Source organism: Stenotrophomonas sp. C-A (assembly GCF_054030835.1).
The window spans coordinates 1,445,024-1,468,957 of sequence record NZ_CM132916.1; the positions used below are offsets into that span (position 1 = coordinate 1,445,024).

The window sequence follows — 23,934 nt, forward strand, 5'->3', positions numbered from 1 at the left end:
GATGCGCCTGGTACTGAAGCTGTTCCTGGGCTTCTTCCTGATCACCGGCATCGCCGCGTTCTTCGTGATGCGCGTGTTCGTCAACGAAGTGAAGCCCGGTGTGCGCCAGGCGATGGAATCGACCCTGGTCGATGCGGCCAACGTGCTGGCCGAAATGGCCGCCGCCGACGTCAAGGCCGGCACCATCCGCAGCGGCAGCTTCACCCGCAACCTGGCCAAGGCACGACAGCGTGACCTGAAGGCGATGGTCTGGCGCTTCCCGAAGCGCTCGCTGGATTACCTGGTGACCATCACCGATGCCAAGGGCATCGTCATCTACGACTCGCTGGGCCGCGACCTGGGGCGAGACAACTCGCGCTGGAATGATGTCTATCGCACCCTGCGTGGTGAGTACGGCGCGCGTTCCAGTCCCGAGATTGCCGGCGAAGAGGGCGATACGGTGATGCATGTGGCGGCGCCCGTATATGACCCGGCCGATGGGCGCACCCTCATCGGCGTGCTCAGCCTGGCGCAGCCCAACCGCAGCATCGATCCGTTCATCGCCGCCAGCCAGCGCGCCATCATCGAGCGCGGGGCCTGGCTGATCGGATTGTCGGCACTGGTCGGTGTGCTGGTGACGATGTGGCTGACCACCGGCCTGGGCCAGCTCAGCCGCTATGCGCGTGCGGTCAGCGCCGGCGAACCGGTGCCGCCGCCGCGACGCCGCCGCGACGAGATCGGCGATCTCGGCCAGGCGCTGGAAACAATGCGCCGCAAGCTGGAAGGCAAGGCCTACGTTGAGCAGTACGTGCAGTCGCTGACGCATGAGATGAAGAGCCCGCTGGCGGCCATCCGTGGTGCCGCCGAGCTGCTGCAGGAGCCGCTGCCGGAAGCCGATCGCGTGCATTTCGCACGCAGCATTGTCGACCAGCAGGAGCGGCTGACCGAGACCATCGACAAACTGCTGGCACTGGCCGAAGTGGAACAGCACGGCTGGCTGCAGACCCGCGACCGGATCGCGCTGCCGACCTTGTTGGCCGATGCGGCCGCTGCCGCGCAGGTGCGCGCACAAGCGGCGGGCGTGCAGGTCCGCATCGACAGCGTGCCCGACCTGCAGGTGCAGGGCGACGGCTACCTGCTGCGGCAGGCACTGCACAACCTGATCGACAACGCGATTGCCTTCTCGCCGGCTGGCGCGGAGATCGCGCTGCAGGCCGAGGTGGACGGGCAGGGCGTGCGCCTGCAGGTGGCCGACCGTGGCGGCGGCATTCCCGACTACGCGCGTGAGCGGGTGTTCGAACGCTTCTATTCGCTGGCGCGCCCCGGCAGCGGGCGGCGCAGTTCCGGCCTGGGCCTGCCGTTCGTGCAGGAAGTCGCGCGCCTGCACGATGGGCGCGCCAGTGTCGATGCACGCGACGGCGGCGGTACCGTCGCCAGCCTGTGGTTGCCGCTGGGTACACCTGGCCAGCGCCCGCGCCGCTGACTTCACACTCGCTTCAAATTCGCCACAAACCCTGCTCACCACGGCGGTCCATCCTGCAGCCCTCTCCAACGAGGATGGACCATGAAATCCCTGAAGATGCTGCTGCGCTTCGCCATTGTCGGCGGGCTGATCCTGCTGCTGCTGGTTCCGCTGACGATGATCCGCGGGGTCATCAACGAACGCAGTGCGTACCGCGACGAGGCCTTCTCGCGGGTGGCCGACAGCCGCGCTGGTGCACAGCAGCTGGTGGGCCCGGTACGGGTGGTGCCATGGGTGGAACGCAAGCAGGTTGAACTGGTTGACCCGCTGGGCGTCAAGAAGACCGAGGTGCAGGTCACCGAGGGGCACTGGCTGCAGATGCCGGCGTCGCTGGAGGTGGGCGGCGAGATGCTGCCGAGCCAGCGCGAGGTGGGCCTGTTCAAGGTCCCGGTATACAGCTGGAACGGCCAGTTGAAGGCCACCTTCGCCGCTGACGACTATCCGGTGAAGGCCGGCCGCAGCTATGGCCAGCCGTATGTGGCGGTTGGCATTTCCGACGTGCGCGGCCTGGTCGGTACGCCGAACCTGCGCGTGGATGGCAAGCAGTTGCGGTTGCTGCCGGGCGTTGGCGCGGCCAGCGAAGTGGGGCGAGGCCTGCATGCACCGGTGGCCGGTTTCGCTGCGGATCAGGGCGGCACGCTGGCTGCCAGCACCGTTGAACTGGAGCTGCGCCTGGATGGCAGCCGCATGCTGTCGGTGGTGCCGGTGGGCGATGACACCCACATCGCGCTGCGTTCGAGCTGGCCGCATCCGTCGTTCAGCGGTGCGTTCCTGCCCAACGAGCGCCGCGTCGATGCGCAGGGCTTCGATGCGCGCTGGGCGGTGTCCTCGCTGGCCTCCGACGCACAGCGGCAGCTGCGTAATGACGGTTCGGTCGACTCGCAGGCGGTGACGGTGTCGCTGGTCGATCCGGTCGATACCTACACCCAGGCCGACCGTGCCTCGAAGTACGGCGTGCTGTTCGTGCTGCTGACCTTCGTCGGCTTCATCCTGTTCGAGCTGATCAAGTCGCTGCGCATCCACCCGCTGCAGTACCTGATGGTGGGCCTGGCGCTGGCGATCTTCTTCCTGCTGCTGATCAGCCTGTCCGAGCACATCGCGTTCTGGAAGGCCTACCTGGTATCTGCGGTGGCCTGTATCGGCCTGCAGGCGGTGTACCTGGCCAACGTGCTGGGCCACTGGAAGCGCGGTCTCGGCTTCGCTGCGCTGCTGACCGTGCTGTACGGCGCGCTGTATGGCCTGCTGGTGTCGGAGAACAACGCGCTGCTGATGGGTTCGCTGCTGCTGTTCGTGATCCTGGCGCTGGCGATGTGGGTGACCCGCCGGGTCGACTGGTACGCGCTTGGCGCGGAACTGAAGTAAGGAGTACGTCATGGGCTGGCGCCAGGGATTGCGGCAACGGGCACGGCAGGGCATTCCGGCCCTGCTGGAAGTGGATGCACTGCTGCAGGCACATGGCGTGCTGGCGGCCCTGCCGGGGGCACGGATCGCCCCCGGCCTGGTCCGCTTCCAGCTGGCGGCGGTGACCTGCGAGGGACTGCAGGGGCAGGGACTGCGCTGGCTGCAGGGCGCGCGGCAGGGACGCGGCACCGTGGCTGGCCGGGTGCCGCGCTACCGGCCATGGAAGGCCGGGGCGGAGGCGCTGGCCGAGATCGGCATCGGTGGCTTGCCCGAGGACTGGCCCGCACATGCGGCGGTGTACGGCTGCAGCAGCATCGACCGGCGGCACTGGTTGCTGCTGCTGCCGGAACGGGCGCAGTTGTGGCTGGGATGGAGTGGATGAGGCGGCTTGGCAGGTGCGAACCAACCACTCTCCTGTGGGTGCGAACCTTGGTTCGCACGCTTCTACCGCCGCCCATGACCGATGGGACGGTATCCCCGCGCCCCTGCTGGCTAGACTCGATGGGTTGATGATCGAGCCGAAGGGCAGGGGTGCGATGTGTTGAAGTGGGGCATGCTGGCCGCAGCGCTGGCGATGGGTGGCAACGCAGGGGCGCAGCAGCGCGAGACGGTGGACCTGGACATGGTCAGCCGCATCCGCCAGGAGGCCTTCCACCGTTCGCAGGTGATGGACACCTTCAGTTATCTCACCGAGCGCATCGGCCCGCGCCTGACCAACTCGCCGGCGATGGGCCGCGCCAACGCCTGGACCCGCGGCAAGTTCAACGAATGGAAGCTGGACAACGTCCACGACGAAGCCTTCGACGACTTCGGGCGCGGCTGGGAGTTCACTTCCGCCAGCGTGGAGATGCTGGGTGACCGCGTGCAGCCGCTGCATGCACTGCCCAAGGCCTGGACGCCGGGCACCAAGGGCCCGGTTGAAGGCGAGCTGGTCCAGGTCGAGATCAAGAAGCCCGAAGACATCGAGAAGTACCGCGGCAAGCTGCGCGGCAAGATCCTGCTGCTGGGCGAGGCGCGCGAGTACAAGCGCGGCACCGAACCCGATTCGCACCGGCATGACGCCACCTCGCTGGAGGGCCTGCAGGAATTCACCCTGCCCAAGGACAAGGACGCCACCGCCGAGCGTGCCAAGCGGGTCAAGGAGTACCAGGAACGCCAGCAACTGGCGTCCAAGGTCAATGCGTTCTTCGTGGAAGAGGGCGCGCTGGCCTCGATCAGCATCAGCAGCTGGGACAACGGCATCATCCGCGTTGCCGGTGGCGGTTCGCGCAAGGCCGGTGAGTCGGTGGGCATCCCCGAGCTGGCGATGATCAGCGAGCACTTCAATCCGCTGGTGCGCGCGCTGGAGGCCAAGCAGACGGTACGTCTGCGCGTGGATGTGGCCGCGCGCTTCACCGACGAGGCCAACCAGCCGGGCTACAACACGCTGGCCGAGATCCGCGGCAGCAGCAAGCCGGATGAAGTGGTGATGATCGGCGCGCACCTGGATTCCTGGCACAGCGGTACCGGTGCGGCCGACAATGCAGCCGGCGTGGCAGTGATGATGGAGGCGATGCGCATCCTCAAGGCCACCGGCGCCAAGCCCAGGCGCACCATCCGCGTGGCGCTGTGGAGCGGCGAGGAGCAGGGCCTGATCGGCTCGCAGGCCTATGTGGCCAAGCACTTCGGTCGTTTCCCGGAACCGGCCGACCCGGCGCAGAAGGCGCTGCCGGCCTCGCTGCGCGAGCCGACCGGTGCACTGCAGAAGACCCGCGACTACAGCAAGTTCCAGGTCTACTTCAACATGGACAACGGCTCCGGCCGCTTCCGTGGCATCTACGCGCAGGAAAACCTAGCGGCGATGCCGATCTTCGAAGCGTGGCTGGCGCCGTTCCATGACGTGGGTGCCACCACGGTGGCCACCCGCAACACCGGCAGCACCGACCACATCAGCTTCGACCGCATCGGCCTGCCGGGCTTCCAGTTCATCCAGGACCGGCTGGACTACTTCACCAACGTCCACCACAGCCACCTGGATACCTGGGACCACGCCGAACCGGAAGACCTGAAGCAGGCCGCCGCCATCGTCGCCTCGTTCGCCTACAACGCCGCCATGCGCGAGCAGTCCTTCCCGCGCAAGCAGGAACCGTAAAAGGGGACGGAGGGAATTAAGTCGTTTCTCCCCTCCGTTTCCCGGTTGCAGCGCCCAGAGGCTGGGCAATCGCGACTTAATCCCCTCCGTCCCCTTTTTCCGTCGGGGGCGGAGGGCTGGTAAAATCGGGGAATTCCCGTTCCTCGAGCCGTCCATGACCTGCCGCACCCGCTTCGCCCCCAGTCCCACCGGCTACCTGCACATCGGTGGTGCCCGCACTGCGCTGTACTGCTGGCTGGAGGCCCGCCACCGTGGCGGCGAGTTCGTGCTGCGCATCGAGGACACCGATCGTGAACGCAGCACCCAGGGCGCGATCGACGCCATCCTGGAGGCGATGGAGTGGCTGGGCCTGGACTACGACGAGGGCCCGATCTACCAGACCGACCGCGTCGCCCGTTACCTGGAAGTGGCCGAGCAGCTGGTGGCCGACGGCAAGGCGTACTACGCCTACGAGACCCGCGAAGAGCTGGATGCGATGCGCGAGGCCGCCATGGCCAAGCAGGAGAAGCCGCGCTACAACGGCGCTGCGCGCGAGCTGGGCCTGCCGCGCAAGGACGACCCGAACCGCGTCATCCGCTTCAAGAACCCGCTGGAAGGTACGGTGGTGTTCGACGACCTGATCAAGGGCCGCATCGAGATCGCCAACAGCGAGCTGGATGACATGGTCATCTTCCGCCCGGACGGCTACCCCACCTACAACTTCGCGGTGGTGGTGGACGACTGGGACATGGGCATCACCGAGGTGATCCGCGGCGACGACCACATCAACAACACCCCGCGCCAGATCAACCTGTACGAAGGCATCGGCGCGCCGGTGCCGAAGTTCGGCCACATGCCGATGATCCTGGACGAGCAGGGCGCCAAGCTGTCCAAGCGCACCGGCGCGGCCGACGTGATGCAGTACAAGGACGCCGGCTACCTGCCTGATGCGCTGCTGAGCTACCTGGCCCGCCTGGGCTGGTCGCACGGTGACCAGGAGCTGTTCAGCCGCCAGGAGTTGATCGAGCTGTTCGACGTGAAGGACTGCAACTCCAAGGCCTCGCGCCTGGATATGGCCAAGCTGGGCTGGGTCAACCAGCACTTCCTGAAGACCGAGGACGTGGCCGCCATCGTGCCGCACCTGGTCTACCAGCTGCAGAAGCTGGGCCTGGACGTGGCCGCCGGCCCGGCCCCGGAGGATGTGGTGATCGCCCTGCGTGAACGCGTGCAGACCCTGAAGGAAATGGCCGAGAAGGCCGTGGTCTGGTACCAGCCGCTGACCGAGTACGACGAAGCCGCCGTGGCCAAGCACTTCAAGGCCGGTGCCGAGGTGGCGCTGGGCAAGGCCCGCGAGCTGCTGGCAGCCCTGCCGGAATGGACCGCTGAATCGGTGGGCGTGGCCCTGCACGATGCCGCCGCCGCGCTGGAGATCGGCATGGGCAAGGTCGCCCAGCCGCTGCGCGTGGCCATCACCGGCACCCAGGTCAGCCCTGACATTTCCCATACCGTGTACCTGGCCGGCCGCGAGCAGGCCTTGAAACGCATTGATGTGGCCATCACCAAGGTAGCAACGGCCTGAGGCATCCTTGCCAGGCCCGAACCGGAGAACACGCATGCCCGCCAAGACCGCCACTGCCTGTACGGCCCCGCACCACCACGTCCACGATGCATCGGATTTCGTGGCGGTGGTCGAGCGCGTCTCGCGCGAACGCGGGCTGCGCCTGACCCCGATCCGCGCCAATGTGCTGAAGCTGATCGCCGAGGCCGGCAAGCCGGTCAAGGCCTACGAGCTGCTGGAATGGGTGCGCAACGGCAAGGGCGTGGGCGCTGATGCCCCGCCCACCGTGTACCGCGCGCTGGATTTCCTGATGGCCAATGGCTTCGTGCACAAGCTGGAGTCGGTCAATGCCTTCGTGGCCTGCCACCATCCCAGCAGCGCCGCGCATTCGGTGCCGTTCCTGATCTGCAACAGCTGCCACAGCGCGGTGGAGCTGGAAGACCGCGAAATCGTCACCCAGCTGGAGAAGCGCGCCAAGGAGCTGGGTTTCCAGCCGCAGGCGCAGACTCTGGAAGTGCACGGCCTCTGCGCGCGCTGCGCGGGCTGAGCAATGGGTCCTGGGGTCAGATCCCTTTTGCCAAGGCAAAAGGGATCTGACCCCCGTTTCATGACAAAGGCTAATCCAGCGGCTTGCTTGCGGTATCCACCCGCACGATCACCGACATGCCCGGCCGCAGCTGCGCCGCCAGCGTCTGGCCTTCATTGATCGATATCCGCACCGGCAGCCGCTGCACCACCTTGGTGAAGTTGCCGCTGGCATTGTCCGGGCGCAGCACGCTGAATTCCGACCCGGTAGCCGGCGCGATCTCCTGCACGCGGCCCCGCAGCACCTGCCCCTGGAACGCGTCCACCGAGAACGTGGCCGGCTGGCCGATCGCCATGCCCCAGGTCTGGCCTTCCTTGTAGTTGGCCACCACCCACAACGTGTCAGGTACCAGGAACAGCAGCTGCGAACCGGCAGCGACGTACTGGCCCACGCGCACGCTGGCCTCGCTGATCTGGCCGTCGCGCGGTGCGTGGATCACCGTGTTGGCCAGATCGATGCGGGCCAGTTCCAGCTGCGCCTGCGCGCTCTCCACCTGCGCCTCCAGGCTCTTGCGCGCCACCTGGGTCGATACCAGCGTTTCCTCGGCAATGCGGATCTGCGCCTGTGACTGCTGGACGCTGGCCTGTGCCGACGCCTGGGTGGTGCGGAACTTGTCGCGGTCGTTGACTGACACCAGTTGCTGCGCGGCCAGCTCCTCGTAGCGCTTCAGCTCGTTGCGTGAGCGTTGCAGCTCCGCCTGGCCGGCCGACAACGTGGCGTGTGCGGAGGCGATCTGCGCACGGTTCTGCGCCTGCGACTGGTCCGAGTTGGCCAGCGCCGCGCGTGCGCTGTCCAGCGTCGCCTGTGCCTGGGCGACGCGCTGCGCGTAGATGCGGTCATCGATGCGCAGCAGCGGCTCGCCCTGCTTCACGTGCTGGAAGTCCTTCACCAGCACTTCGGTCACGTAGCCGTTCACCTGCGGCGCCATCACCGTGATCTGCCCGCGTACATAGGCGTTGTCGGTCACCATCACGCTGCTGGTGAACGGCCACAGGTGCCAGGCGCGCAGGATCAGCGCAATGCCCAGCAGGGCGACCACCACCATCACCACTACGCTGCGCGCGCTGGGCTTGAGGTACTTCGGCGCGACCGCCGGCTCAACGGGCGTAGGCGCAGGTGCCGCGTCGGTCGGCGGCGGTGGGGTCACGTTGTCGGCGTCGTCGGGTCGGGGCGGGACGGGAGGCATGGTGGAGGACTCAGCGGGGCGCGGCCGGCGTGGCCGCAGCGGGGGAAGTGGGGTGGCGCTTGCGCCATTGCTTGAGCACGGCGGTGCGCAGCGACAGCAGCAGCAACCAGCACAGGAAGCCGATGGCCAGCCAACCGCTCAATGTGAACACATCATTGAAGCCACGCACGTTGGCTTCGCGGCGAGTGGTCTGCGCCAGCTGCGCGCTGCCCTGCGCGCTGCGCAGCACCGGGTCGGTGATCTGTGCGCTGTAAAGCTGCTGCTGGAGGCGCAGGCGTTGTGCCACCACCGGGTCGGCCGGGTCGAGCTGGCTGGTCAATGCGCTGGAGTACAACTGCTCGCGATGCAGCTGGAAGGTGCCCAGCACCGCAGAGCCGGCCAGCCCGCCGAGGGTCTGGGTGATCGACAGTGTCACCAGGAAGGTGATCATGTGGTCCACGCCCTGTTTCAGCGCGGCGGAGATGCCGAGCATGATCAGCGGGCCCATGAACATGCCGGCACCGACCGAGGCCAGGAACTGGCTGGCGTAGAAATCGTGCGGCCGGTCCATGCTGGTGCGGTGCTGGTCGAAGAAGGCGGCAGCGCCCAGCAGCAGGATCGCCATCAGCAGCTGGGGGATCAGCCGCTTCGGGCCGAAGGTCAGCGATGCACCGGCGATGCCGGTGACCACGCCCGCCAGGATCACCACGAACAGCGGGCGCATCTGGTCAGGCCCCATGCCCAGCGTGCGCATCAGGTTGACCACGCCGTAGGACTGCTCGGTGGTGAGGAAGCGGATCAGGAACGCACCGACGATGAAGTGCAGTACCGGCAGCTTCGACAGCCAGCGGATCTGCAGCAGCGGATTGCGCCGGTAGTGCTCGATGATGAAGGCGGTGGTGGACAGCACGATCGAGGCGACCAGTGCCCAGCCCAGCCATGGCGTGTTGAGCCACCAGCGGGTGTAGCCCTGCGCCAGCACGATCACCAGCAGGGCGACGGCCGGTGCGAGCAGGGCGAACGTGAGGAAGTCCAGCGGCTCGAACGCCTTCACCTGGATGCCGGGCGGCAGCTTCAGCACCACCACTGCCGCGAACGCGCACAGTGCCAGCCCGGCTTCGAACGAGTAGAGCTGGTGCCATTGGCCGGTATCGACCAGGCCCGGCGACACGATCCAGGCGATCGGCACCGCCAGCTGCGAAAGGCCGACGCCGACCACCAGCAGATTGCCGGTGAAGCGACGCGGCAGCGCCTGCAGCATGTACAGCGTGCCCAGTGTCGAACAGGCCGCACCCGCGAAGCCGCTGGCGGCGCGGGTCAGCATCGTGGTCTCGAAGCTGCCGACGAACAGGTGCAGTACCGCCAGCGCCGCATACAGGCCCAGCCCGATCTCCGCGAACAGGCGGATGCCGTACTGCTGGCGGAATTTGAAGGCCAGCAGGTTGGCGGTGACATTGACCATCGCATACGCGGCCACCAGCCAGCTGCCCTGGGTCGGGGTCAGTGCCAGTTGGCCCTGCAGGAACGGCAGGTTGGCGGTGACCAGCGCATTGCCGAGGCCGCCGGTGATCGCCACCAGCAGCGATACCAGTGCATAGGCCAACCGACGGTACGGTGGGTGCCAGGGCATCGAAGCCGAACCGGGCATGGTCGGCTTCTCGTGCTCCTCCCAATCCGGAACCGGCTTCAGATACGGCTGGACCATCAGCGGGCCTCGCTGGTTGCTCCCTGGAGACCCCCGCGCAGCAGCTGCAGGGCGCGCCCGGCCAGGTGGGCGCGCTCGTCGCGGGTCTTGCCGCGCAGGGCCGCGCCCAGCATGCCCGAGATCAGTGAAATGTCCGTCTTTTCCAGGTCGACCCGGCACAGGCCGGCCGCCTTGGCACGCTCAATCGGTGCTTCCAGCAGGTCGCGCACGGTCTCGCGCGCGGTGCGCATGGCCGGCACGTCCGAATCGACCGCACGCCAGTAATCGGCCAGTGCCGGCGAATCGATGATGCGCTGGGCCATGCCCTCGAACACCTCGAACAGGGCGTCGTCGCGGTCGCCGAGCTGTTCGACCTGGCGCCGGATGCGATCAACCGTGCGCTGCAGCAGCGCCTGGATCAGCGCGGTGCGGTCGGGAAAGTTGCGGTACAGGGTGGCGCGGCCCACCTGGGCGCGTTCGACCACCAGGTCCAGCGGGGCGGTGACACCGTGTTGGCCGAACACATGATCGGCGGCGTCGAGGATGAGGGCACGGCGGGCAGCAGCATCGGCACGTTGGGCAGTCATGGAATTATTTTCGGACAAAAATGTCCGATTGGCGAGACTTTGAGTGACGGGATTGTCCGCTTGTTGTGGTACGCACATCTTTGTGACGAGTGCGTGATGGTGCGGATCGAAATGAAAACGGGGGCCCGAAGGCCCCCGTGGGATCCGACCCCGCCTTACGCGATCAGAAGAACGCGCGGATGCCGAATGCGACACCACGGCCTGGCAGCGGCGAGTAGTCGCGCAGCAGCGAGGTATGTGGACGCACTTCGCGGTTGGTCAGGTTGCTGCCATCCAGGAAGACTTCGTAGCTGTTGCTGGCGTTGCGATCCCAACGGTAGGCCAGGTGCGCATCGACCAGGGTGTAGCCGTTGCTCGGCTCCTCGTTCTGCGCGACGTCCTTCTGGCGGCTGTAACGCACCGCACCGACCGAGGCGCGCCAGCCGTCCTTCGACCAGCGCAGGTCGGCGCCGACGCGGGCCGGAGCAATGCGCGGCAGGTAGCCGGTGTTTGCCAGCTCCACCGTGTAGTTGTGGTTGTGGTCGCCATGCGGCACGGCGATGTCCAGGTTGCGGCTGCCGCTGCCATCCAGCTTGGCCTTCACGTAGTCGCCGAACAAGCGCAGATCCCAGTCACCGGCGCCGCCCTCGAACAGGTGTACCAGCGCTTCGGCCTCGGCACCGCGGAACACCGCGTCCTGCTGGGTCCAGGTGCGCACCGGCAGGCCCTCGGTGATGCCGGTTTCGGCCAGGTAGATGAAGTCCTTGAACTTGGTCTGGTAGACCGACGCGGAGAAGTCCAGGCGCTCGCTGTGGGTGTGGATGCCCAGTTCCACGCGCTGGCCGCGTTCGGTCTTCAGGTTGGCGTCGCCGATTTCCAGCGAGCGGGTGGCGATGTGCGCGCCGGCGGCGTACAGCTCTTCGTTGGTCGGTGCACGCTCGGAGCTGTCCACGCCGATGCGCAGATCAACAGCGTCGTTGAGCTTCCAGATGCCAGCGGCAGACAGGTTGGTGGCACCGAACGTGCGGCGGCGGTAGTCGCCGGTCGGGTCCAGCTTGACCTGGTCGTGGCGGCCGCCCAGTTCCAGCTTGAACGGGCCGAACTGCTTTTCCTGCAGCACGAACAGGCCGATGTTCTTGGTGCCGGTGTCCGGAACGAATGCCTCTTCGCCCTTGGCGCCGAAATCACTGTTGCCGAACTGCAGGCCGAAGGCACCGTCCCAGCCACCGATCTGCTGCTGTACGGCTTCCAGACGCGCTTCGATGCCACGGTTGGTGAAGCGGGTGGACGGCGTGCCGGCTTCCAGCTCCACGTGTTCGTAGTCGGTGTAGGCCACGCGTGCGTTGATGTTCTTCAGGAACGAGACCGGGTCGTAGATGCCGGCCTTGGTCTCGAAGCGGTTCTGCACCATGTCGATGCGCACGTCGTGCTCGTCGCCGCCTTCTTCTTCATCGCCATGGTCGTGACCGTGGTCATGGCCATGATCATCACCATCGGCGTGCACGTGCGCGCCATTGGGAATGCCGTAGTTGGTGCGGTAGGTGCTGGCCGATACGCCGAAGTAGCCGCCGTCGCCCAGCCACGTTGCGCCGACGCCACCGGCGCGGGTGCGGATCGAGCTGTTGTCCAGGCGGCCGCGACGCGGCTCTTCACCCTCGGCCGCGTCATGGTCGTGATCGTGGTCATGATGATCTTCAAGGCTGTCAATCACTGCATAACCGGGGATGCGGTAGTCGTCGCCATTGCGGACCAGGCCATCCACGTGCAGCACGACATTGCCGCTGACGCCATCGAGGCGGAACATGCCGCTGCGTTCGTTGTTCACCGAATTGCCGCGCAGTTCTGCGCGGCCGCTCAGCGGGCGCTCCGGCAGTTCGCGCGCGATGCGGCCATCGACCACATTGACCGCACCACCGATGGCGCCGCTGCCGAACAGCAGCGTGGCCGGCCCCTTCAGCACTTCGATCTGGTCGGCCAGGAACGGCTCGATGCTGGTGGCATGGTCGGCGCTGACGGTGGAGGCATCCATGTTGCCCATGCCGTTGGACAGCACGGCCACGCGCGGGCCTTCCTGGCCGCGGATGATCGGGCGGCCGACGCCGGGCCCGAAGAAGGTGCTCTGCACGCCTGGCAGCTTGGCCACGGTATCGCCGAGGGTGCCGGCCTTCTGCTCGTCCAGGCGTTCGCCGGCCAGAACCTCCACCGGGCGTGCCAGCGATTCTGCGTCGCCCTGCAGCGGCGACGCGGTGACCTGCACCGACGACAGTTCAGTCAGGTGACGGTCACGATGGGAATCGTCTTCGCTGGCGGCGAAGGCAACGGTCGGAAGCAGGGCGGTCAGGGCCAGGGCGAGGGAATGCGGCTTCAACCGCGGGGTACGGGCGGGCATCGGTGGGTCCTTTGTTACACTGTATCAATCGCTGGGCGCACGCATCCCGTCAGCGGGACAGGGGGAGGGAAACCGTGCGGGTCGGGAAGGGATGTTATATTATTCCATAACGATTCGCCGACCCTGCTGGAAGTCATGTCCCTGTCCTCACGCCTGCGCCACCTGCTCGACCGTTTCGGCGCCACTGGTTCGATGCTGTGCGCGGTGCATTGCGCGGTGATTCCGGTGCTGCTGGCCGCAGCGCCGTCGTTGGGCCTGTCGTTCTGGCTGAGCGACGGCGTGGAACAGGCGCTGGTGGTGTTCGTGACCCTGCTGGGGCTGTTCAGCCTGGTCTGGGGCTACCGTCGCCACGGTGCGCTGCGTGCGCTGGGCTTCCTGATTCCCGGCCTGGTGGCGTTGTGGGCCGGCGTGCTGTACGACCCGTTGCACCACAATGCGGTGCCGCACGCGGTGGTGATGACCGTCGGCGGCCTGCTGGTGGGTGTGGCCCATCTGGTCAACCTGCGCCTCAACCACGGTCACGTGCACGACGCCAGCTGCGCGCACTAGGCGCTCCGTGATAGGATTTTCGATCGTGCGCGGGGGCGCCCAGCAAGGCGGCCCCGCCGAACCCGTGTCAGTACGGGGTAACCAGATTTCACATTTGAGGAGTTGAAGACATGGGTAAGGGTGACCGCAAGACCGCCAAGGGCAAGCGCTATAACGCCAGCTACGGCAACGCCCGTTCGCACACCGCGAGCAAGGTCGCCGTAGGCGCCGCCGCTCCGGTTGCCAAGAAGACCGTGGCCAAGGCTCCGGCGAAGAAGGCTGTGGCGAAGAAGGCCGTCGCCAAGGCCTGATCCGGCCCAGACCGGTTCAACGAAAAACGCGGCGCCTGGCGCCGCGTTTTTTTATGCACGTTTTTGTAGAGCCGAGCCCATGCTCGGCTGGCGCAATGCAGCCGAGCGTGGGCTCGGCTCTACAACCGGATCAGCGCAGGGTCTTCTTCAGCGTTTCCGGATTGCCGTCGTTCGGCGCGGCCGGCACCTGCAGCAGGTGCGCCAGCAGCGGGTAGACGTCGACGTTGTCGAAGCCATCGATCACCAGGCCCTGGCGGAACGACGGGCCGCTGGCCACGAACACGGCGCGCATCGAGGGCAGGACGTTGTCATAGCCGTGCGAGCCGCGGTCCTGCTTCGCGCGCTTGGCGATCTTCTCGCGGTGCAGTGCATCCCAGCCTTCATCCATCGCACAGACGATGGCCGGAACCCGCGGATGGGTGCCGTAGTGCCAGCGCGCCGGCAGGTTCTCCTTCTTCCAGCACTCGTAGTGCGTATGGCGGCCGAGCAGCGCACGTTCGGCCTCGGCTTCGCGGCCGGCGACCGGCGCGAAGCCCACCGACTGGCCCTGGCTGACATTGCGCGCGATGGCTGGATCGGCCATCGACTCGGTGGCGATCACGTGGCCGTCGGCGACACTGGCCATGCCGTGGTCAGAGACCACGATGATGTTGGTGGTCGCGACCAGGCCGCGCTGTTGCAGTCCATCGAGCACCTGGCCGACGATCTGGTCGGCGCGCACGATGGCGTCGGCGTACTGTTTCGACTCGGGGCCGTAGTTGTGGCCGGCCTTGTCCACGTGTTCCATGTACAGCGTGGTCAGGCGCGGTGCATCGGCATCGGTCTGCGCCAGCCAGTCGAGCACGATGCCGGCGCGCTGCTCCAGTGGTTCCTTGCCATCGTAGACGCGCCACTGGCTGGGGCGTACGCCACGGATTTCCGATTCGCTGCCCGGCCATGACGTGGTGGCCGAACGCACGCCGGCGTTCTCTGCACTGACCCAGATCGGTTCGCCCCCCCACCAGCCGCTGGTAGTGACCGCGTCGCGGTTGCTCAGTTCGAAACGGCCCAGGGTTGCATCGTCCATGCTGTTGTTGACGATGCCGTGGTGGTCCGGGCGCAGGCCGGTGACGATGGTGTAGTGGTTGGGGAAGGTCAGCGATGGGTACGAAGGCGTCATCCAGCGCGCGCGTACCCCGCCGTCGATCAGTCGCTGCAGGTTCGGGGTCAGGCCGCGATCGAGCGCATCGGCGCGCAGGCCGTCGATCGAGATCAACAGCAGCTTCGGCGGCGCAGCCGTTGCAACAGTGGTGGGAACAGAGGCGGAAGGGGCGGGCGCGGTGGTGCAGGCGGCCAATGGCAGCAGCAGCGCCAGCGCGCAGGTCAGGCGTACGGAAGTCATCCGTCCATCATAGTGCGAGGTAATGACGCGCCCAAGACACGGCGCACTATCGCGCGCCGTGTCCGCGCATTTTTCCTTATCCCCGCGCCTGTCGGCGCGCCCCCTTCAACAAGAAGGGGGCTTTTCTCCAGACAGTTTACAGACGCTTCCATACACGCATGGCGTGGATCTACCGCGTCGACCAAGGTCGACACCTACCCACCGCCGCGGGAATCTGTCGAAGGTGGGGCGGTGTGGGTGGGCAGGACCGTTGGCGCCATGGATGGCGCCATCGAGCCCCCATGGATGGGTTTACGGCGTGTCCTGCCCACCCATACCGCCCCACCCAACGCGTAGAAAATCGGAGCTGTATTGGCTCTTGACCTTGCCGTTGCCTCTGCGGGTGCCGGGCGCAGCCCGGCCAGCCCTCTCAGGCGAACAGCGGTGCCTGGCGCTGTTCCAGCCGCAGCAGTGCAGCCTTGGTTTCCAGCCCGCCACCAAAACCGGTCAGTGCGCCGTTGCTGCCGATCACGCGATGGCAGGGCAGGATGATCGGCAGCGGGTTGCGGCCGTTGGCAGCGCCGACCGCACGGGTCGCACTGGGCTGGCCGAGGTGCTGCGCCAGCTGCAGGTAGCTCCAGGTCTGGCCGAACGGAATCAACGCCAGCGCCTGCCACACACGCAGCTGGAACGGCGTGCCACGCGGCGCCAGCTCAAGGTCGAAGCTGTTGCGCTCGCCGTGCAGGAACTGCAGCAGCTGCTCGCGTGCTTCCGGCAGTGCATCCGGGGCGTAGTGCCAGTCTTCGCGGCCGCGTGCCGGATGGCGGTTTTCCGGGAAAAGCACATGCGACAGGCCACGCTCGTCACCGGCGATGGTCAACACGCCGATCGGGCTGTCGAAACGATCGAACAACAAGGTCATGTCGGTTCTCCAACGAAGGTGCCGGACAGGTGCCACAGATGCAGCACGGCATAGGCGCGCCACGGGCGCCACGGTTGCGAGCGCGTTTCGGTCGCGCGTTCGCTCAGGCGCTGGCCCTGCGCGTGGCCGAGGACCTGCTGCAGCACCAGGTCACCGGCGGGGAAGGCATCGGGCTGGCCAAGTCCGCGCAGCGCGATGTACTGCGCGGTCCACGGGCCGATGCCAGGCAGTGCCACGCAGCGGGCCACGAATTCCTCCAATGCCTGACCGGGCCCGAAGTCGAGCTGGCCGCTGGCGCACGCAGCGGCCAGCGCACGCACGGTGGCGGCGCGGGTGCGCGGCAGGCCGATCGATTCCAGCGGCGCCTCAGCCAGCACCTCGGGCGCGGGAAACTGGCGATCGAATTCCGATGGCATGCCCGGCAGGTGTGCGCCATAGGCATCGACCAGGCGCCGCGCGAAGGTGGTGGCCGCGGCCACGCTGACCTGCTGTCCGAGCACGGCGCGTACGCCCACCTCGAAGCCATCCCAGCCGCCGGGCACGCGCAGCCCGGGGCGTTCGGCGATGCCACGCGCCAGCAGCGGTTCCTCGCCCAGCGCGGCATGCACCTGCTGCAGGTCGGCATCCAGATCGAATACGCGGCGCACGCGGCGCACGATGTCGGGAATCAGGCGCGGATCGACCGGGCCCAGCTGCAGGCGCAGTTCCGGGCGTTTCGGGTCGGCGGTGACGCGCAGCAGGGTGGGGCGCTCGGGTGTGCCGAGCACGCGCTGGTAGCTGTCTTCGCCGATCAGTTCGATGCCGGGCAGGCTGCGCTTGCGCAGGAAGGCCAGCATGCGCGGGAAATCCAGCGGTGGACGGTACACCAGGCGCAGTACCAGGCAGCCGTCATCGGCGGCCAGCGGCTGATGCTGGCGTCGCAGTGCCGTCGGTGCCATGCCGCAGCCCTGCAGGAAGGCGGTATTGAAGCGGCGCAGGCTGTTGTAGCCGGCGGCCAGCGCAACATCGGTCACCGGCAGCGTGGTCTCGGTCAGCAGCTGCTTGGCCAGCAGCAGGCGATGGGTGGCGTGGATCTGCCCCGGCGTCGCGCCCAGGTGTTCAACGAACAGGCGCTGCAGCTGGCGCGCGCTGAGGCCGATCTTCTGCGCGAGGTCGGCAACGGGCTGCTCCTGCAGGAAGCCGCCATGGATCAGGGCGAGGGCGCGCTGCACGATCTGCCCAGCCAATGCCTGCTGTGCCTGCGGCGCCAGTTCGGGACGACAGCGCAGGCACGGGCGGTAGCCGGCGGCGGCGGCCGCAGCGGCGGTCGGGTAGTAGGTGATGTTGCGCGGCTTCGGTGGCGGTGCCGGGCACACCGGGCGGCAGTAGATGCCGGTGCTGCGCACGGCGGTGAAGAACACGCCGTCGAAGCGTGCGTCGCGGGCCAGACGGGCGCGGTCGCAGGCGGCGGTGTCGAGGGCGAGGGCGGTATCCATGGCGCCAGTCTAGGCGTGTGCGGGTGGAGATACTCGCCACATTCGGACATGGATGCTGAAGGGCGTCAGGTCGGGCTGTGCCCGGCACCCGCGGTAGTGCCGGCCGCTGGCCGGCAACGGCAACGGCAACGGCAGAAGCTGGTTTCCTGTGGGGAGGCGGGGTGGGTCCGGTTGCGGGAGACGCCGTAAACCCGTCCTTGGGGGCGTGGCCGCGGCATCCATGCCGCGGACACTCCCGCAACCGGACCCACCCCGCCTTCGACAGGTTCCTGCGATCTGTCGGAAGGGCATCCCGCTCTGGTAGGTGTCGACCTTGGTCGACACGCTTTCCCAAGGGTCAGAAGGGGTTCAGTACCACGCGCTGAATGCGCGCCCCGGACGGGTAGACTGTGGCCCTTGCTCCCTTGAAATCCGGTTGCCCGATGTCCGCCAAACTCCGCTGGTTGCCCCTGTTGTGCCTGGCCCTGGCGGGCTGCAGTCAGCTGGAGAATCCGGGCAATGTGACCGCTGCCGACAAGGCGGCGCGGGCACCGGCCAGTGATGGCGAGAACATGGTGTCGATCAACGCCGCCGATGCGCCACCGCCGCCGGCGCCGCCGCGCAGCCGGGCGGATCGGCCGTGGCCGCAGGCGCAGCTGGAGAACGGGCGTGCGTGGGTCAGCTGCAGCACCGAATATGCCGGTGACGCGGGCGACGGTGTCGAGCTGGAAGGCCTGCAGCGCGAGCAGATCAGCCAGGCGCTGGCGCCTTGCGCCGAACGTGGCCTGATGCGCGTGCGCTACGCCGGCAAGATCAACCCGGGCTTCGCCGAGATGATGTGGCGGTTGGCCGTGGTTGCCGACCAGCAGAAGATCCACAAGCGCATCCTCGACCTGGATTCCAGCGGGGGCCAGGTGGAATCGGCGATCGTCGCCGGTGACAGTATCGGTGAATCCGGCTGGACCATCTGGGTGCGCGAAGGCTCGATCTGCCACAGTGCCTGCGTGTTCGTGCTGGCCGCCGGTGACAACCGCCTGCTGTCAGGCAAGGTTGGCATCCACCGCATGATGCGCATCAGCTCCAAGGCCACCTCGCGCGCAGAACTCAACCGCGAGCTGCACGAGGTCTACGACAACGTAAAGGACTACCTGCAGCGCAACGGCGTGGCGGTGGGCGTGGCTGATCTGATGATGACCGTGCCCAACCGCAGCCTGCGCCTGCTGACCGCGGACGAGCTGCGCCAGTACGGCCTGGATGGCACCAACGCGGTGCAGGACGATCTGGAACGGATCAAGCAGATGCGGGCCTGCGGCGATGATTTCGTGCAGCGCAAGGACGCGTTCCTGATCGCCTTCGACCAGCAGTGCAAGCGCGAAGGCGCCGACATGGAATCGATCAACAGCTGCGGCCAGGCACTGAAGCAGCGCTTCGGTTTCCCGGATGCAGTGTGCCCGGAAGAGAGCCCGCTGTCGGAGATCGATGTGGCGACGCTGCCACCGGCACCGTCGGAGCCGCCGCCGGTGGCCGAACAGGTGCCGGCAGACACCGGCACGCCTGCCGCGCAGGCCGATGCCGCCGCGGTGGAAGGCAGCGCCAACGCGCGCTGACGAACAGCTCACCGCGCTGGCGTAGACTGCGGTTCTTTCCCGAGAACCGGCGGTGTCCATGAAGCGCGTGCTCCTGCTGCTGTCCCTGCTGCCCCTGACCGCATTGGCGCAGGCACCTGCGCCGGCCACACCCGCCCCGGCACCCGCGCGCCCGGCGCCGGCCTCGCCAGCGGCTGCAAAACCAGCTACCGCCGGCGCTCCGGTGTTGACCGCCGCGCAGCAGGCACAGGTGCAGAAACAGGACGCGGAAATGGGCGCGGCCGCAGTGAAGGCGGCGCAGCTGGTGGATGCCAACCGCGCCGGCGAGTTGTGGGATGGCGCTTCGGCCGTCGCGCGCCGTGCAGTACCGAAGGCCGCCTTCGTCAGCCAGTTGACCACCGAGCGCACGCGCCTGGGAGCGCTGGCCGGGCGTGGCCAGCCGACCATCACCCGGGTCAAATACAGCGCCGGTGCCGCCGTGCCGGAAGGGCTGTACATCAACGTCAGCTTCCCGACCCGATTCGCCAACAGCGCGCAGCCGGTGCGCGAGCTGGTCTCGTTCCGTTTCGACGAGGACCAGGTGTGGCGCCTGGCCGGCTATAGCCTGCGCGCGTCGGCACCCTGAGGAGATGAACCATGGCAACTGAACTGACGATGCTGGCCTGGTCGGTGCTGCTGGGCTTCGTCTACATCTTCGCTACCTCTACCGTGGTCACCCGCGAGCGCGGGATGAAGTGGAATGCCTCGGCACGCGATGGCGATGCAAAGCCGGTCAGCCCACTGGCCGGTCGCCTGCAGCGGGCGCAGGCCAATTTCCTGGAGACGTTCCCGTTCTTCGCCGCCGCCGCCATCGCAGTGGTCGTGGCCGGTCGCGGCAACGACACCACTGCACTGGCGGCGCAGACCTACTTCTGGGCACGCGTGGTCTATCTGCCGCTGTACGCCGCAGGCGTGCCCTACGTGCGCAGCCTGGTGTGGGTTGTGTCGCTGCTGTCGATCCTGGCGCTGGTGTTCGCGTTGTTGTGACCCGGGCCTGATCCAGATCAAGGCCGGTCAGGTGCGTGGCGCTATGCTGGCCCGGACTGAATCAACGGCAGGAGGCGCGCATGCGCAGGATGGACGTGGTGGTGGTCGGCGCCGGACCGGCGGGTCTGTGCTTCGCGCGCGCGCTGGCCGGCAGCGGGCTGCAGGTCGGGCTGGTCGAAGTGCAGCCGCGCCAGGCGCTGGCCGAAGCCGCCTTCGATGGCCGCGAGATCGCGCTGACCCATGCCTCGCGGCAGAGCATGGAGCAGCTGGGGCTGTGGCAGCGCCTGCCGCAGGCCGAAGTCGCTGAGCTGCGCGATGCCAAAGTGATGAACGGCGGTTCGCCGTTCGCCTTGACCTTCGCCAGCAGCCAGGTTGATGGCCAGCCGCTGGGCTGGCTGGTACCCAACCATCTGATCCGCCGCGCCGCGTGGGATGCCGTGCAGGGCCAGGACGGCCTGGAACTGTTCGACGGACGCAAGGTGCAGGGCGTGCAGGCCGATGCGCAGGGCCATGTGGTCAAACTTGATGACGGCAGCCAACTGCATGCACGCCTGCTGGTGGCCGCCGACAGCCGCTTCTCCGCCACCCGCCGCATGCTCGGCATCGGTGCGCAGATGCGCGACTTCGGCAAGTCGATGCTGGTGTGCCGCATGCAGGTCGAGCGCGATCATCACCACACTGCCTGGGAATGGTTCGGCTACGGCCGCACGATGGCGCTGCTGCCGCTCAACGAGGGCCAGGCTTCGGCGGTGATCACGCTGCCGCCGCGGCAGATCGAGGAGCTGCTGGCAATGGACGAGGTGGCCTTTGGTGAGGCCGTCAGTGCCTGCTTCGAGCACCGCCTGGGCCGGATGCAGCCGGTGGCCACGCCGCAGGCGTATCCGCTGGTAGGGGTGTACGCGCACCGCTTCGTCGGCGAGCGTTCGGCGCTGATCGGGGATGCTGCGGTGGGCATGCACCCGGTCACCGCGCATGGTTTCAACCTGGGCCTGGCCAGCGCGCAGCGACTGGCGCAGGGTATCGTCGCGCAGCAGCGACGCGGTGCCGATATTGCGGCCGCGGGCATGCTGGCCAGCTACCAGCGCGGTCACCGGTTGGCGTCGCGGCCCCTGTATGAGGCCACCAATGCGATCGCCAGCCTGTACACCGACGATCGCCGTCCGGCGCGCCTGCTGCGGGCAGCCGGCCTGCGCCTGGCGCAGGGCGTGGCACCATTCAGGCAGCTGATTGCCTCGCACCTGACCCAGCGCGTGGCCTGAACAGCTTCAGATCAGCCGGCAGCCAGCACCCGGATCTGGCTGTCGGCGAACTCGACCACCTGGCCTGCGCGGATCTTGCAGGCCTTGCGCAGTTCGACTTCGCCATCGACCCGCACCTGGCCGTCACCGATGACCATCTTGGCTTCGCCGCCGCTGGTGACCAGGTCGGCCAGCTTCAGCAACTGCTTGAGTTCGACGTAGTCACCGTCGAGGTCGAATTCGAGAATCTGCATGGAGCGGGTTTCCTGGGAAGGGGCGCGGGCCAGCGGCCGGGCCGGGGAAGAGGGCGCGTATTGTGCGCCAGCACGGGGCATGACGGCACGCGCACTGCAAGCTGTACGCCTCGTTCAGGATCAATGCGGTATGATTCCGCTCTGAGCGAGTGAAATCTCCTCCAACCGAGCAGCGCCAGGGCACGCGATAAGAAGGGCGCCCAAAGCGCGGACCATCACCTTTTTTATCGCACTGCCAGGAAGACGGCAGTGTCTTCGGAGTTCCCCATGTCCCAAGATTCCCAAGCGCCGCTGCAGTTTGCGCAGCTCGGCCTGTCCGAGCCCGTGATGCAGGCGGTCACCGCCATCGGCTACGAAACCCCGTCGCCGATCCAGGCCGCCACCATCCCGGCGATGCTGGAAGGCCGCGACGTGCTGGGTCAGGCCCAGACCGGCACCGGCAAGACCGCTGCCTTCGCACTGCCGGTACTGTCCAACATCGACCTGCAGCAGATCAAGCCCCAGGCCCTGATCCTGGCGCCGACCCGCGAGCTGGCCATCCAGGTCGCCGAGGCGTTCCAGTCGTATTCGTCGAAGATTCCGGGCTTCCGCGTGCTGCCGGTGTACGGCGGCCAGCCGTACGGCCAGCAGCTGTCGGCCCTGCGTCGTGGCGTGCACATCGTGGTCGGTACTCCCGGCCGCGTGATCGACCATCTGGACCGCAGCACCCTGGACCTGTCCGAGCTGAAGACGCTGGTGCTGGACGAAGCTGATGAAATGCTGCGCATGGGCTTCATCGACGACGTCGAAGCCGTGCTGAAGAAGCTGCCGGAGCAGCGCCAGGTGGCCCTGTTCTCGGCCACCATGCCGCCGCAGATCCGCCGCATCGCGCAGACCTACCTGCAGGACCCGGTGGAAGTGACCATCGCGGCCAAGACCACCACCTCGGCCAACATCCGCCAGCGTTACTGGTGGGTGAGCGGCATGCACAAGCTGGACGCGCTGACCCGCATCCTGGAAGTGGAGCCGTTCGACGCGATGATCATCTTCGCGCGCACCAAGGCCGGCACCGAGGAACTGGCCAGCAAGCTGCAGGCCCGTGGCCTGGCCGCTGCCGCCATCAACGGTGACATGCAACAGGCCCAGCGTGAGCGCACCATCGCCATGCTGAAGGAAGGCAAGCTGGACATCCTGGTCGCCACCGACGTGGCCGCGCGCGGCCTGGACGTGGAGCGCATCAGCCACGTGCTGAACTACGACATCCCGTACGACACCGAAAGCTACGTGCACCGCATCGGCCGTACCGGCCGTGCCGGCCGCAGCGGTGAGGCGATCCTGTTCGCCACCCCGCGCGAGAAGGGCATGCTGCGCCAGATCGAGCGCGCCACCCGCCAGCCGATCGAAGAGATGCAGCTGCCGAGCGTGGAAGCGGTCAACGATACCCGCATCAACAAATTCACCTCGCGCATCACCGAAACCCTTGGTGCCGGTGGCCTGGATTTCTACCGCCAGCTGCTGGAGCGCTTCGAGAACGAGCAGAACGTGCCGGCCATCGAAGTGGCTGCCGCGCTGGCCAAGATGCTGCAGGGTGACACTCCGTTCCTGCTGCAGCCGCCGGTGCGCGCCCCGCGTGAAGAGCGCGCGCCGCGCGAGCGCTTCGACCGTGGCGACCGTCCGGAGCGTGGCGATCGCTTCGACCGCAACGAGCGTGGTCCGCGTTTCGAGCGTGGCCCGCGCCGTGACGACGCCGAAGGTGGTTTCGAGCAGCGTCCGCGCCGCGAGGTTCCGCCGCGTGGTGCGCCGGAGCAGGGCATGGAGACCTACCGTATTTCGGTGGGCCACCAGCATGGCGTGAAGCCGGCCAACATCGTCGGCGCCATCGCCAACGAAGCCGGCCTGGAAAGCCGCTTCATCGGCCGCATCGACATCCACGACGACTTCTCGCTGCTGGATCTGCCGGCGCAGATGCCGTCGGACGTGCTGTCGCACCTGCAGAAGGTGTGGGTGTCCGGCCAGCAGCTGCAGATGCGTGCGCTGGCCCCGGGTGAAGACACCAACCCGGCCCCGCGCCCGTTCAAGCCTCGCTTCGACAAGCGTGGTCCGGGCGGCCCGGGTGGCCCGCGTCGTGGCGGTCCGGGTGGCCATGGTGGCGACCGCGGCGGTGACCGCGACAGCCGCCCGCCGCGTCGTGACGGCTTCAAGCCGCGCGGCCCGCGCAGCTTCTAAGCCTCACCCGCAGCCGTCCTGATCAACGCCAGCCTCCGGGCTGGCGTACAGAAAAGGGGACGGAGGGGATTAAGTCGTAAATGGCAGGCC

General features: G+C 67.4%; 21 protein-coding genes. 13 read left to right on the top strand and 8 right to left on the bottom strand.

Annotation, left to right across the window (positions count from 1 at the left end; genetic code table 11):
• The first annotated feature begins 1 nt into the window (after position 1).
• The 6 genes from creC (at position 2) to ACW5IY_RS06890 (ending at position 7,117) form a co-directional block, all read left to right on the top strand.
• A complete protein-coding gene (gene creC, locus ACW5IY_RS06865; RefSeq protein ID WP_049433885.1) occupies positions 2–1,462 on the top strand; it encodes a two-component system sensor histidine kinase CreC in 1,461 nt (486 codons plus the stop codon).
• Positions 1,463–1,543: 81 nt separating this feature from the next.
• Positions 1,544–2,863: a cell envelope integrity protein CreD gene (creD, locus tag ACW5IY_RS06870; protein WP_049433884.1), complete on the top strand. Its 1,320-nt coding sequence runs from the start codon at positions 1,544–1,546 to the stop codon at positions 2,861–2,863.
• A 10-nt stretch (positions 2,864–2,873) separates the two neighbouring features.
• Complete coding sequence (locus ACW5IY_RS06875; protein ID WP_049433883.1) at positions 2,874–3,284, top strand: hypothetical protein; 411 nt, start codon at positions 2,874–2,876, stop codon at positions 3,282–3,284.
• Positions 3,285–3,455: 171 nt separating this feature from the next.
• On the top strand, positions 3,456–5,033 hold the full coding sequence (locus ACW5IY_RS06880; protein ID WP_049433882.1) for a M28 family metallopeptidase: 1,578 nt from the start codon (positions 3,456–3,458) through the stop codon (positions 5,031–5,033).
• A 154-nt stretch (positions 5,034–5,187) separates the two neighbouring features.
• A complete protein-coding gene (gene gltX, locus ACW5IY_RS06885; protein WP_049433881.1) occupies positions 5,188–6,591 on the top strand; it encodes a glutamate--tRNA ligase in 1,404 nt (467 codons plus the stop codon).
• A gap of 34 nt (positions 6,592–6,625) precedes the next feature.
• Positions 6,626–7,117: a Fur family transcriptional regulator gene (locus ACW5IY_RS06890; protein ID WP_004150412.1), complete on the top strand. Its 492-nt coding sequence runs from the start codon at positions 6,626–6,628 to the stop codon at positions 7,115–7,117.
• Positions 7,118–7,187: 70 nt separating this feature from the next.
• Here ACW5IY_RS06890 and ACW5IY_RS06895 read toward each other — a convergent pair whose 3' ends face one another.
• The 4 genes from ACW5IY_RS06895 to ACW5IY_RS06910 form a co-directional block, all read right to left on the bottom strand.
• Positions 7,188–8,342: an HlyD family secretion protein gene (locus tag ACW5IY_RS06895; protein WP_049433880.1), complete on the bottom strand. Its 1,155-nt coding sequence runs from the start codon at positions 8,340–8,342 to the stop codon at positions 7,188–7,190.
• A 10-nt stretch (positions 8,343–8,352) separates the two neighbouring features.
• Entirely contained in the window at positions 8,353–10,026 is a 1,674-nt protein-coding gene (locus ACW5IY_RS06900) for an MFS transporter (protein ID WP_049433879.1), read from the bottom strand.
• Complete coding sequence (locus ACW5IY_RS06905; protein WP_049433878.1) at positions 10,026–10,592, bottom strand: TetR/AcrR family transcriptional regulator; 567 nt, start codon at positions 10,590–10,592, stop codon at positions 10,026–10,028. The genes ACW5IY_RS06900 and ACW5IY_RS06905 overlap by 1 nt, the downstream gene beginning before the upstream one ends.
• Before the next feature lie 163 nt (positions 10,593–10,755).
• Positions 10,756–12,960: a TonB-dependent receptor gene (locus tag ACW5IY_RS06910; protein WP_049433877.1), complete on the bottom strand. Its 2,205-nt coding sequence runs from the start codon at positions 12,958–12,960 to the stop codon at positions 10,756–10,758.
• A gap of 135 nt (positions 12,961–13,095) precedes the next feature.
• On the opposite strand from ACW5IY_RS06910, the gene ACW5IY_RS06915 reads away from it, so the two are divergent.
• Both ACW5IY_RS06915 and ACW5IY_RS06920 read left to right on the top strand, forming a co-directional pair.
• Positions 13,096–13,509, top strand: a complete 414-nt coding sequence (locus ACW5IY_RS06915) for a MerC domain-containing protein (protein ID WP_019338435.1) — start codon at positions 13,096–13,098, stop codon at positions 13,507–13,509.
• Positions 13,510–13,619: 110 nt separating this feature from the next.
• Positions 13,620–13,799, top strand: a complete 180-nt coding sequence (locus ACW5IY_RS06920; protein WP_004150462.1) for a 30S ribosomal protein THX — start codon at positions 13,620–13,622, stop codon at positions 13,797–13,799.
• A 130-nt stretch (positions 13,800–13,929) separates the two neighbouring features.
• Here ACW5IY_RS06920 and ACW5IY_RS06925 read toward each other — a convergent pair whose 3' ends face one another.
• The 3 genes from ACW5IY_RS06925 to ACW5IY_RS06935 all read right to left on the bottom strand — a co-directional run bounded on the left by ACW5IY_RS06925 (position 13,930) and on the right by ACW5IY_RS06935 (position 17,556).
• Positions 13,930–15,180 carry an alkaline phosphatase family protein gene (locus ACW5IY_RS06925; RefSeq protein WP_049433876.1) on the bottom strand — a complete coding sequence of 417 codons (1,251 nt, stop codon included), beginning with the start codon at positions 15,178–15,180 and terminating at the stop codon, positions 13,930–13,932.
• A gap of 409 nt (positions 15,181–15,589) precedes the next feature.
• Positions 15,590–16,081 (bottom strand): methylated-DNA--[protein]-cysteine S-methyltransferase, encoded by a 492-nt coding sequence (locus ACW5IY_RS06930; RefSeq protein WP_049433875.1) that lies wholly within the window; start codon positions 16,079–16,081, stop codon positions 15,590–15,592.
• Positions 16,078–17,556, bottom strand: coding sequence for a DNA-3-methyladenine glycosylase 2 (locus tag ACW5IY_RS06935; protein ID WP_049433874.1), 1,479 nt, complete (start codon positions 17,554–17,556; stop codon positions 16,078–16,080). The genes ACW5IY_RS06930 and ACW5IY_RS06935 overlap by 4 nt, the downstream gene beginning before the upstream one ends.
• Positions 17,557–17,978: 422 nt before the next feature.
• Between ACW5IY_RS06935 and ACW5IY_RS06940 the strand changes: the two genes are divergently transcribed.
• The 4 genes from ACW5IY_RS06940 (at position 17,979) to ubiM (ending at position 21,406) form a co-directional block, all read left to right on the top strand.
• Positions 17,979–19,142: a COG3904 family protein gene (locus ACW5IY_RS06940; protein WP_049433873.1), complete on the top strand. Its 1,164-nt coding sequence runs from the start codon at positions 17,979–17,981 to the stop codon at positions 19,140–19,142.
• A gap of 58 nt (positions 19,143–19,200) precedes the next feature.
• Positions 19,201–19,746 (top strand): DUF4019 domain-containing protein, encoded by a 546-nt coding sequence (locus tag ACW5IY_RS06945; RefSeq protein WP_049433872.1) that lies wholly within the window; start codon positions 19,201–19,203, stop codon positions 19,744–19,746.
• Positions 19,747–19,757: 11 nt separating this feature from the next.
• Entirely contained in the window at positions 19,758–20,147 is a 390-nt protein-coding gene (locus ACW5IY_RS06950; protein ID WP_049433871.1) for an MAPEG family protein, read from the top strand.
• Between the two features lie 80 nt (positions 20,148–20,227).
• Positions 20,228–21,406: a 5-demethoxyubiquinol-8 5-hydroxylase UbiM gene (ubiM, locus tag ACW5IY_RS06955; protein ID WP_049433870.1), complete on the top strand. Its 1,179-nt coding sequence runs from the start codon at positions 20,228–20,230 to the stop codon at positions 21,404–21,406.
• 11 nt (positions 21,407–21,417) lie between these two features.
• On the opposite strand, the gene ACW5IY_RS06960 is transcribed toward ubiM, so the two are convergent.
• Positions 21,418–21,639, bottom strand: coding sequence for an RNA-binding S4 domain-containing protein (locus ACW5IY_RS06960; protein WP_010486399.1), 222 nt, complete (start codon positions 21,637–21,639; stop codon positions 21,418–21,420).
• A 267-nt stretch (positions 21,640–21,906) separates the two neighbouring features.
• Between ACW5IY_RS06960 and ACW5IY_RS06965 the strand changes: the two genes are divergently transcribed.
• A complete protein-coding gene (locus tag ACW5IY_RS06965; protein ID WP_049433869.1) occupies positions 21,907–23,844 on the top strand; it encodes a DEAD/DEAH box helicase in 1,938 nt (645 codons plus the stop codon).
• Positions 23,845–23,934 lie beyond the last annotated feature (90 nt).

Coding starts and splice junctions, on each gene's coding strand:
- creC (WP_049433885.1), top strand. CDS start 2: ATGCGCCTGGTACTGAAGCTGTTCCTGGGCTTCTTCCTGATCACCGGC.
- creD (WP_049433884.1), top strand. CDS start 1,544: ATGAAATCCCTGAAGATGCTGCTGCGCTTCGCCATTGTCGGCGGGCTG.
- ACW5IY_RS06875 (WP_049433883.1), top strand. CDS start 2,874: ATGGGCTGGCGCCAGGGATTGCGGCAACGGGCACGGCAGGGCATTCCG.
- ACW5IY_RS06880 (WP_049433882.1), top strand. CDS start 3,456: ATGCTGGCCGCAGCGCTGGCGATGGGTGGCAACGCAGGGGCGCAGCAG.
- gltX (WP_049433881.1), top strand. CDS start 5,188: ATGACCTGCCGCACCCGCTTCGCCCCCAGTCCCACCGGCTACCTGCAC.
- ACW5IY_RS06890 (WP_004150412.1), top strand. CDS start 6,626: ATGCCCGCCAAGACCGCCACTGCCTGTACGGCCCCGCACCACCACGTC.
- ACW5IY_RS06895 (WP_049433880.1), bottom strand. CDS start 8,342: ATGCCTCCCGTCCCGCCCCGACCCGACGACGCCGACAACGTGACCCCA.
- ACW5IY_RS06900 (WP_049433879.1), bottom strand. CDS start 10,026: ATGGTCCAGCCGTATCTGAAGCCGGTTCCGGATTGGGAGGAGCACGAG.
- ACW5IY_RS06905 (WP_049433878.1), bottom strand. CDS start 10,592: ATGACTGCCCAACGTGCCGATGCTGCTGCCCGCCGTGCCCTCATCCTC.
- ACW5IY_RS06910 (WP_049433877.1), bottom strand. CDS start 12,960: ATGCCCGCCCGTACCCCGCGGTTGAAGCCGCATTCCCTCGCCCTGGCC.
- ACW5IY_RS06915 (WP_019338435.1), top strand. CDS start 13,096: ATGTCCCTGTCCTCACGCCTGCGCCACCTGCTCGACCGTTTCGGCGCC.
- ACW5IY_RS06920 (WP_004150462.1), top strand. CDS start 13,620: ATGGGTAAGGGTGACCGCAAGACCGCCAAGGGCAAGCGCTATAACGCC.
- ACW5IY_RS06925 (WP_049433876.1), bottom strand. CDS start 15,180: ATGACTTCCGTACGCCTGACCTGCGCGCTGGCGCTGCTGCTGCCATTG.
- ACW5IY_RS06930 (WP_049433875.1), bottom strand. CDS start 16,081: ATGACCTTGTTGTTCGATCGTTTCGACAGCCCGATCGGCGTGTTGACC.
- ACW5IY_RS06935 (WP_049433874.1), bottom strand. CDS start 17,556: ATGGATACCGCCCTCGCCCTCGACACCGCCGCCTGCGACCGCGCCCGT.
- ACW5IY_RS06940 (WP_049433873.1), top strand. CDS start 17,979: ATGTCCGCCAAACTCCGCTGGTTGCCCCTGTTGTGCCTGGCCCTGGCG.
- ACW5IY_RS06945 (WP_049433872.1), top strand. CDS start 19,201: ATGAAGCGCGTGCTCCTGCTGCTGTCCCTGCTGCCCCTGACCGCATTG.
- ACW5IY_RS06950 (WP_049433871.1), top strand. CDS start 19,758: ATGGCAACTGAACTGACGATGCTGGCCTGGTCGGTGCTGCTGGGCTTC.
- ubiM (WP_049433870.1), top strand. CDS start 20,228: ATGCGCAGGATGGACGTGGTGGTGGTCGGCGCCGGACCGGCGGGTCTG.
- ACW5IY_RS06960 (WP_010486399.1), bottom strand. CDS start 21,639: ATGCAGATTCTCGAATTCGACCTCGACGGTGACTACGTCGAACTCAAG.
- ACW5IY_RS06965 (WP_049433869.1), top strand. CDS start 21,907: ATGTCCCAAGATTCCCAAGCGCCGCTGCAGTTTGCGCAGCTCGGCCTG.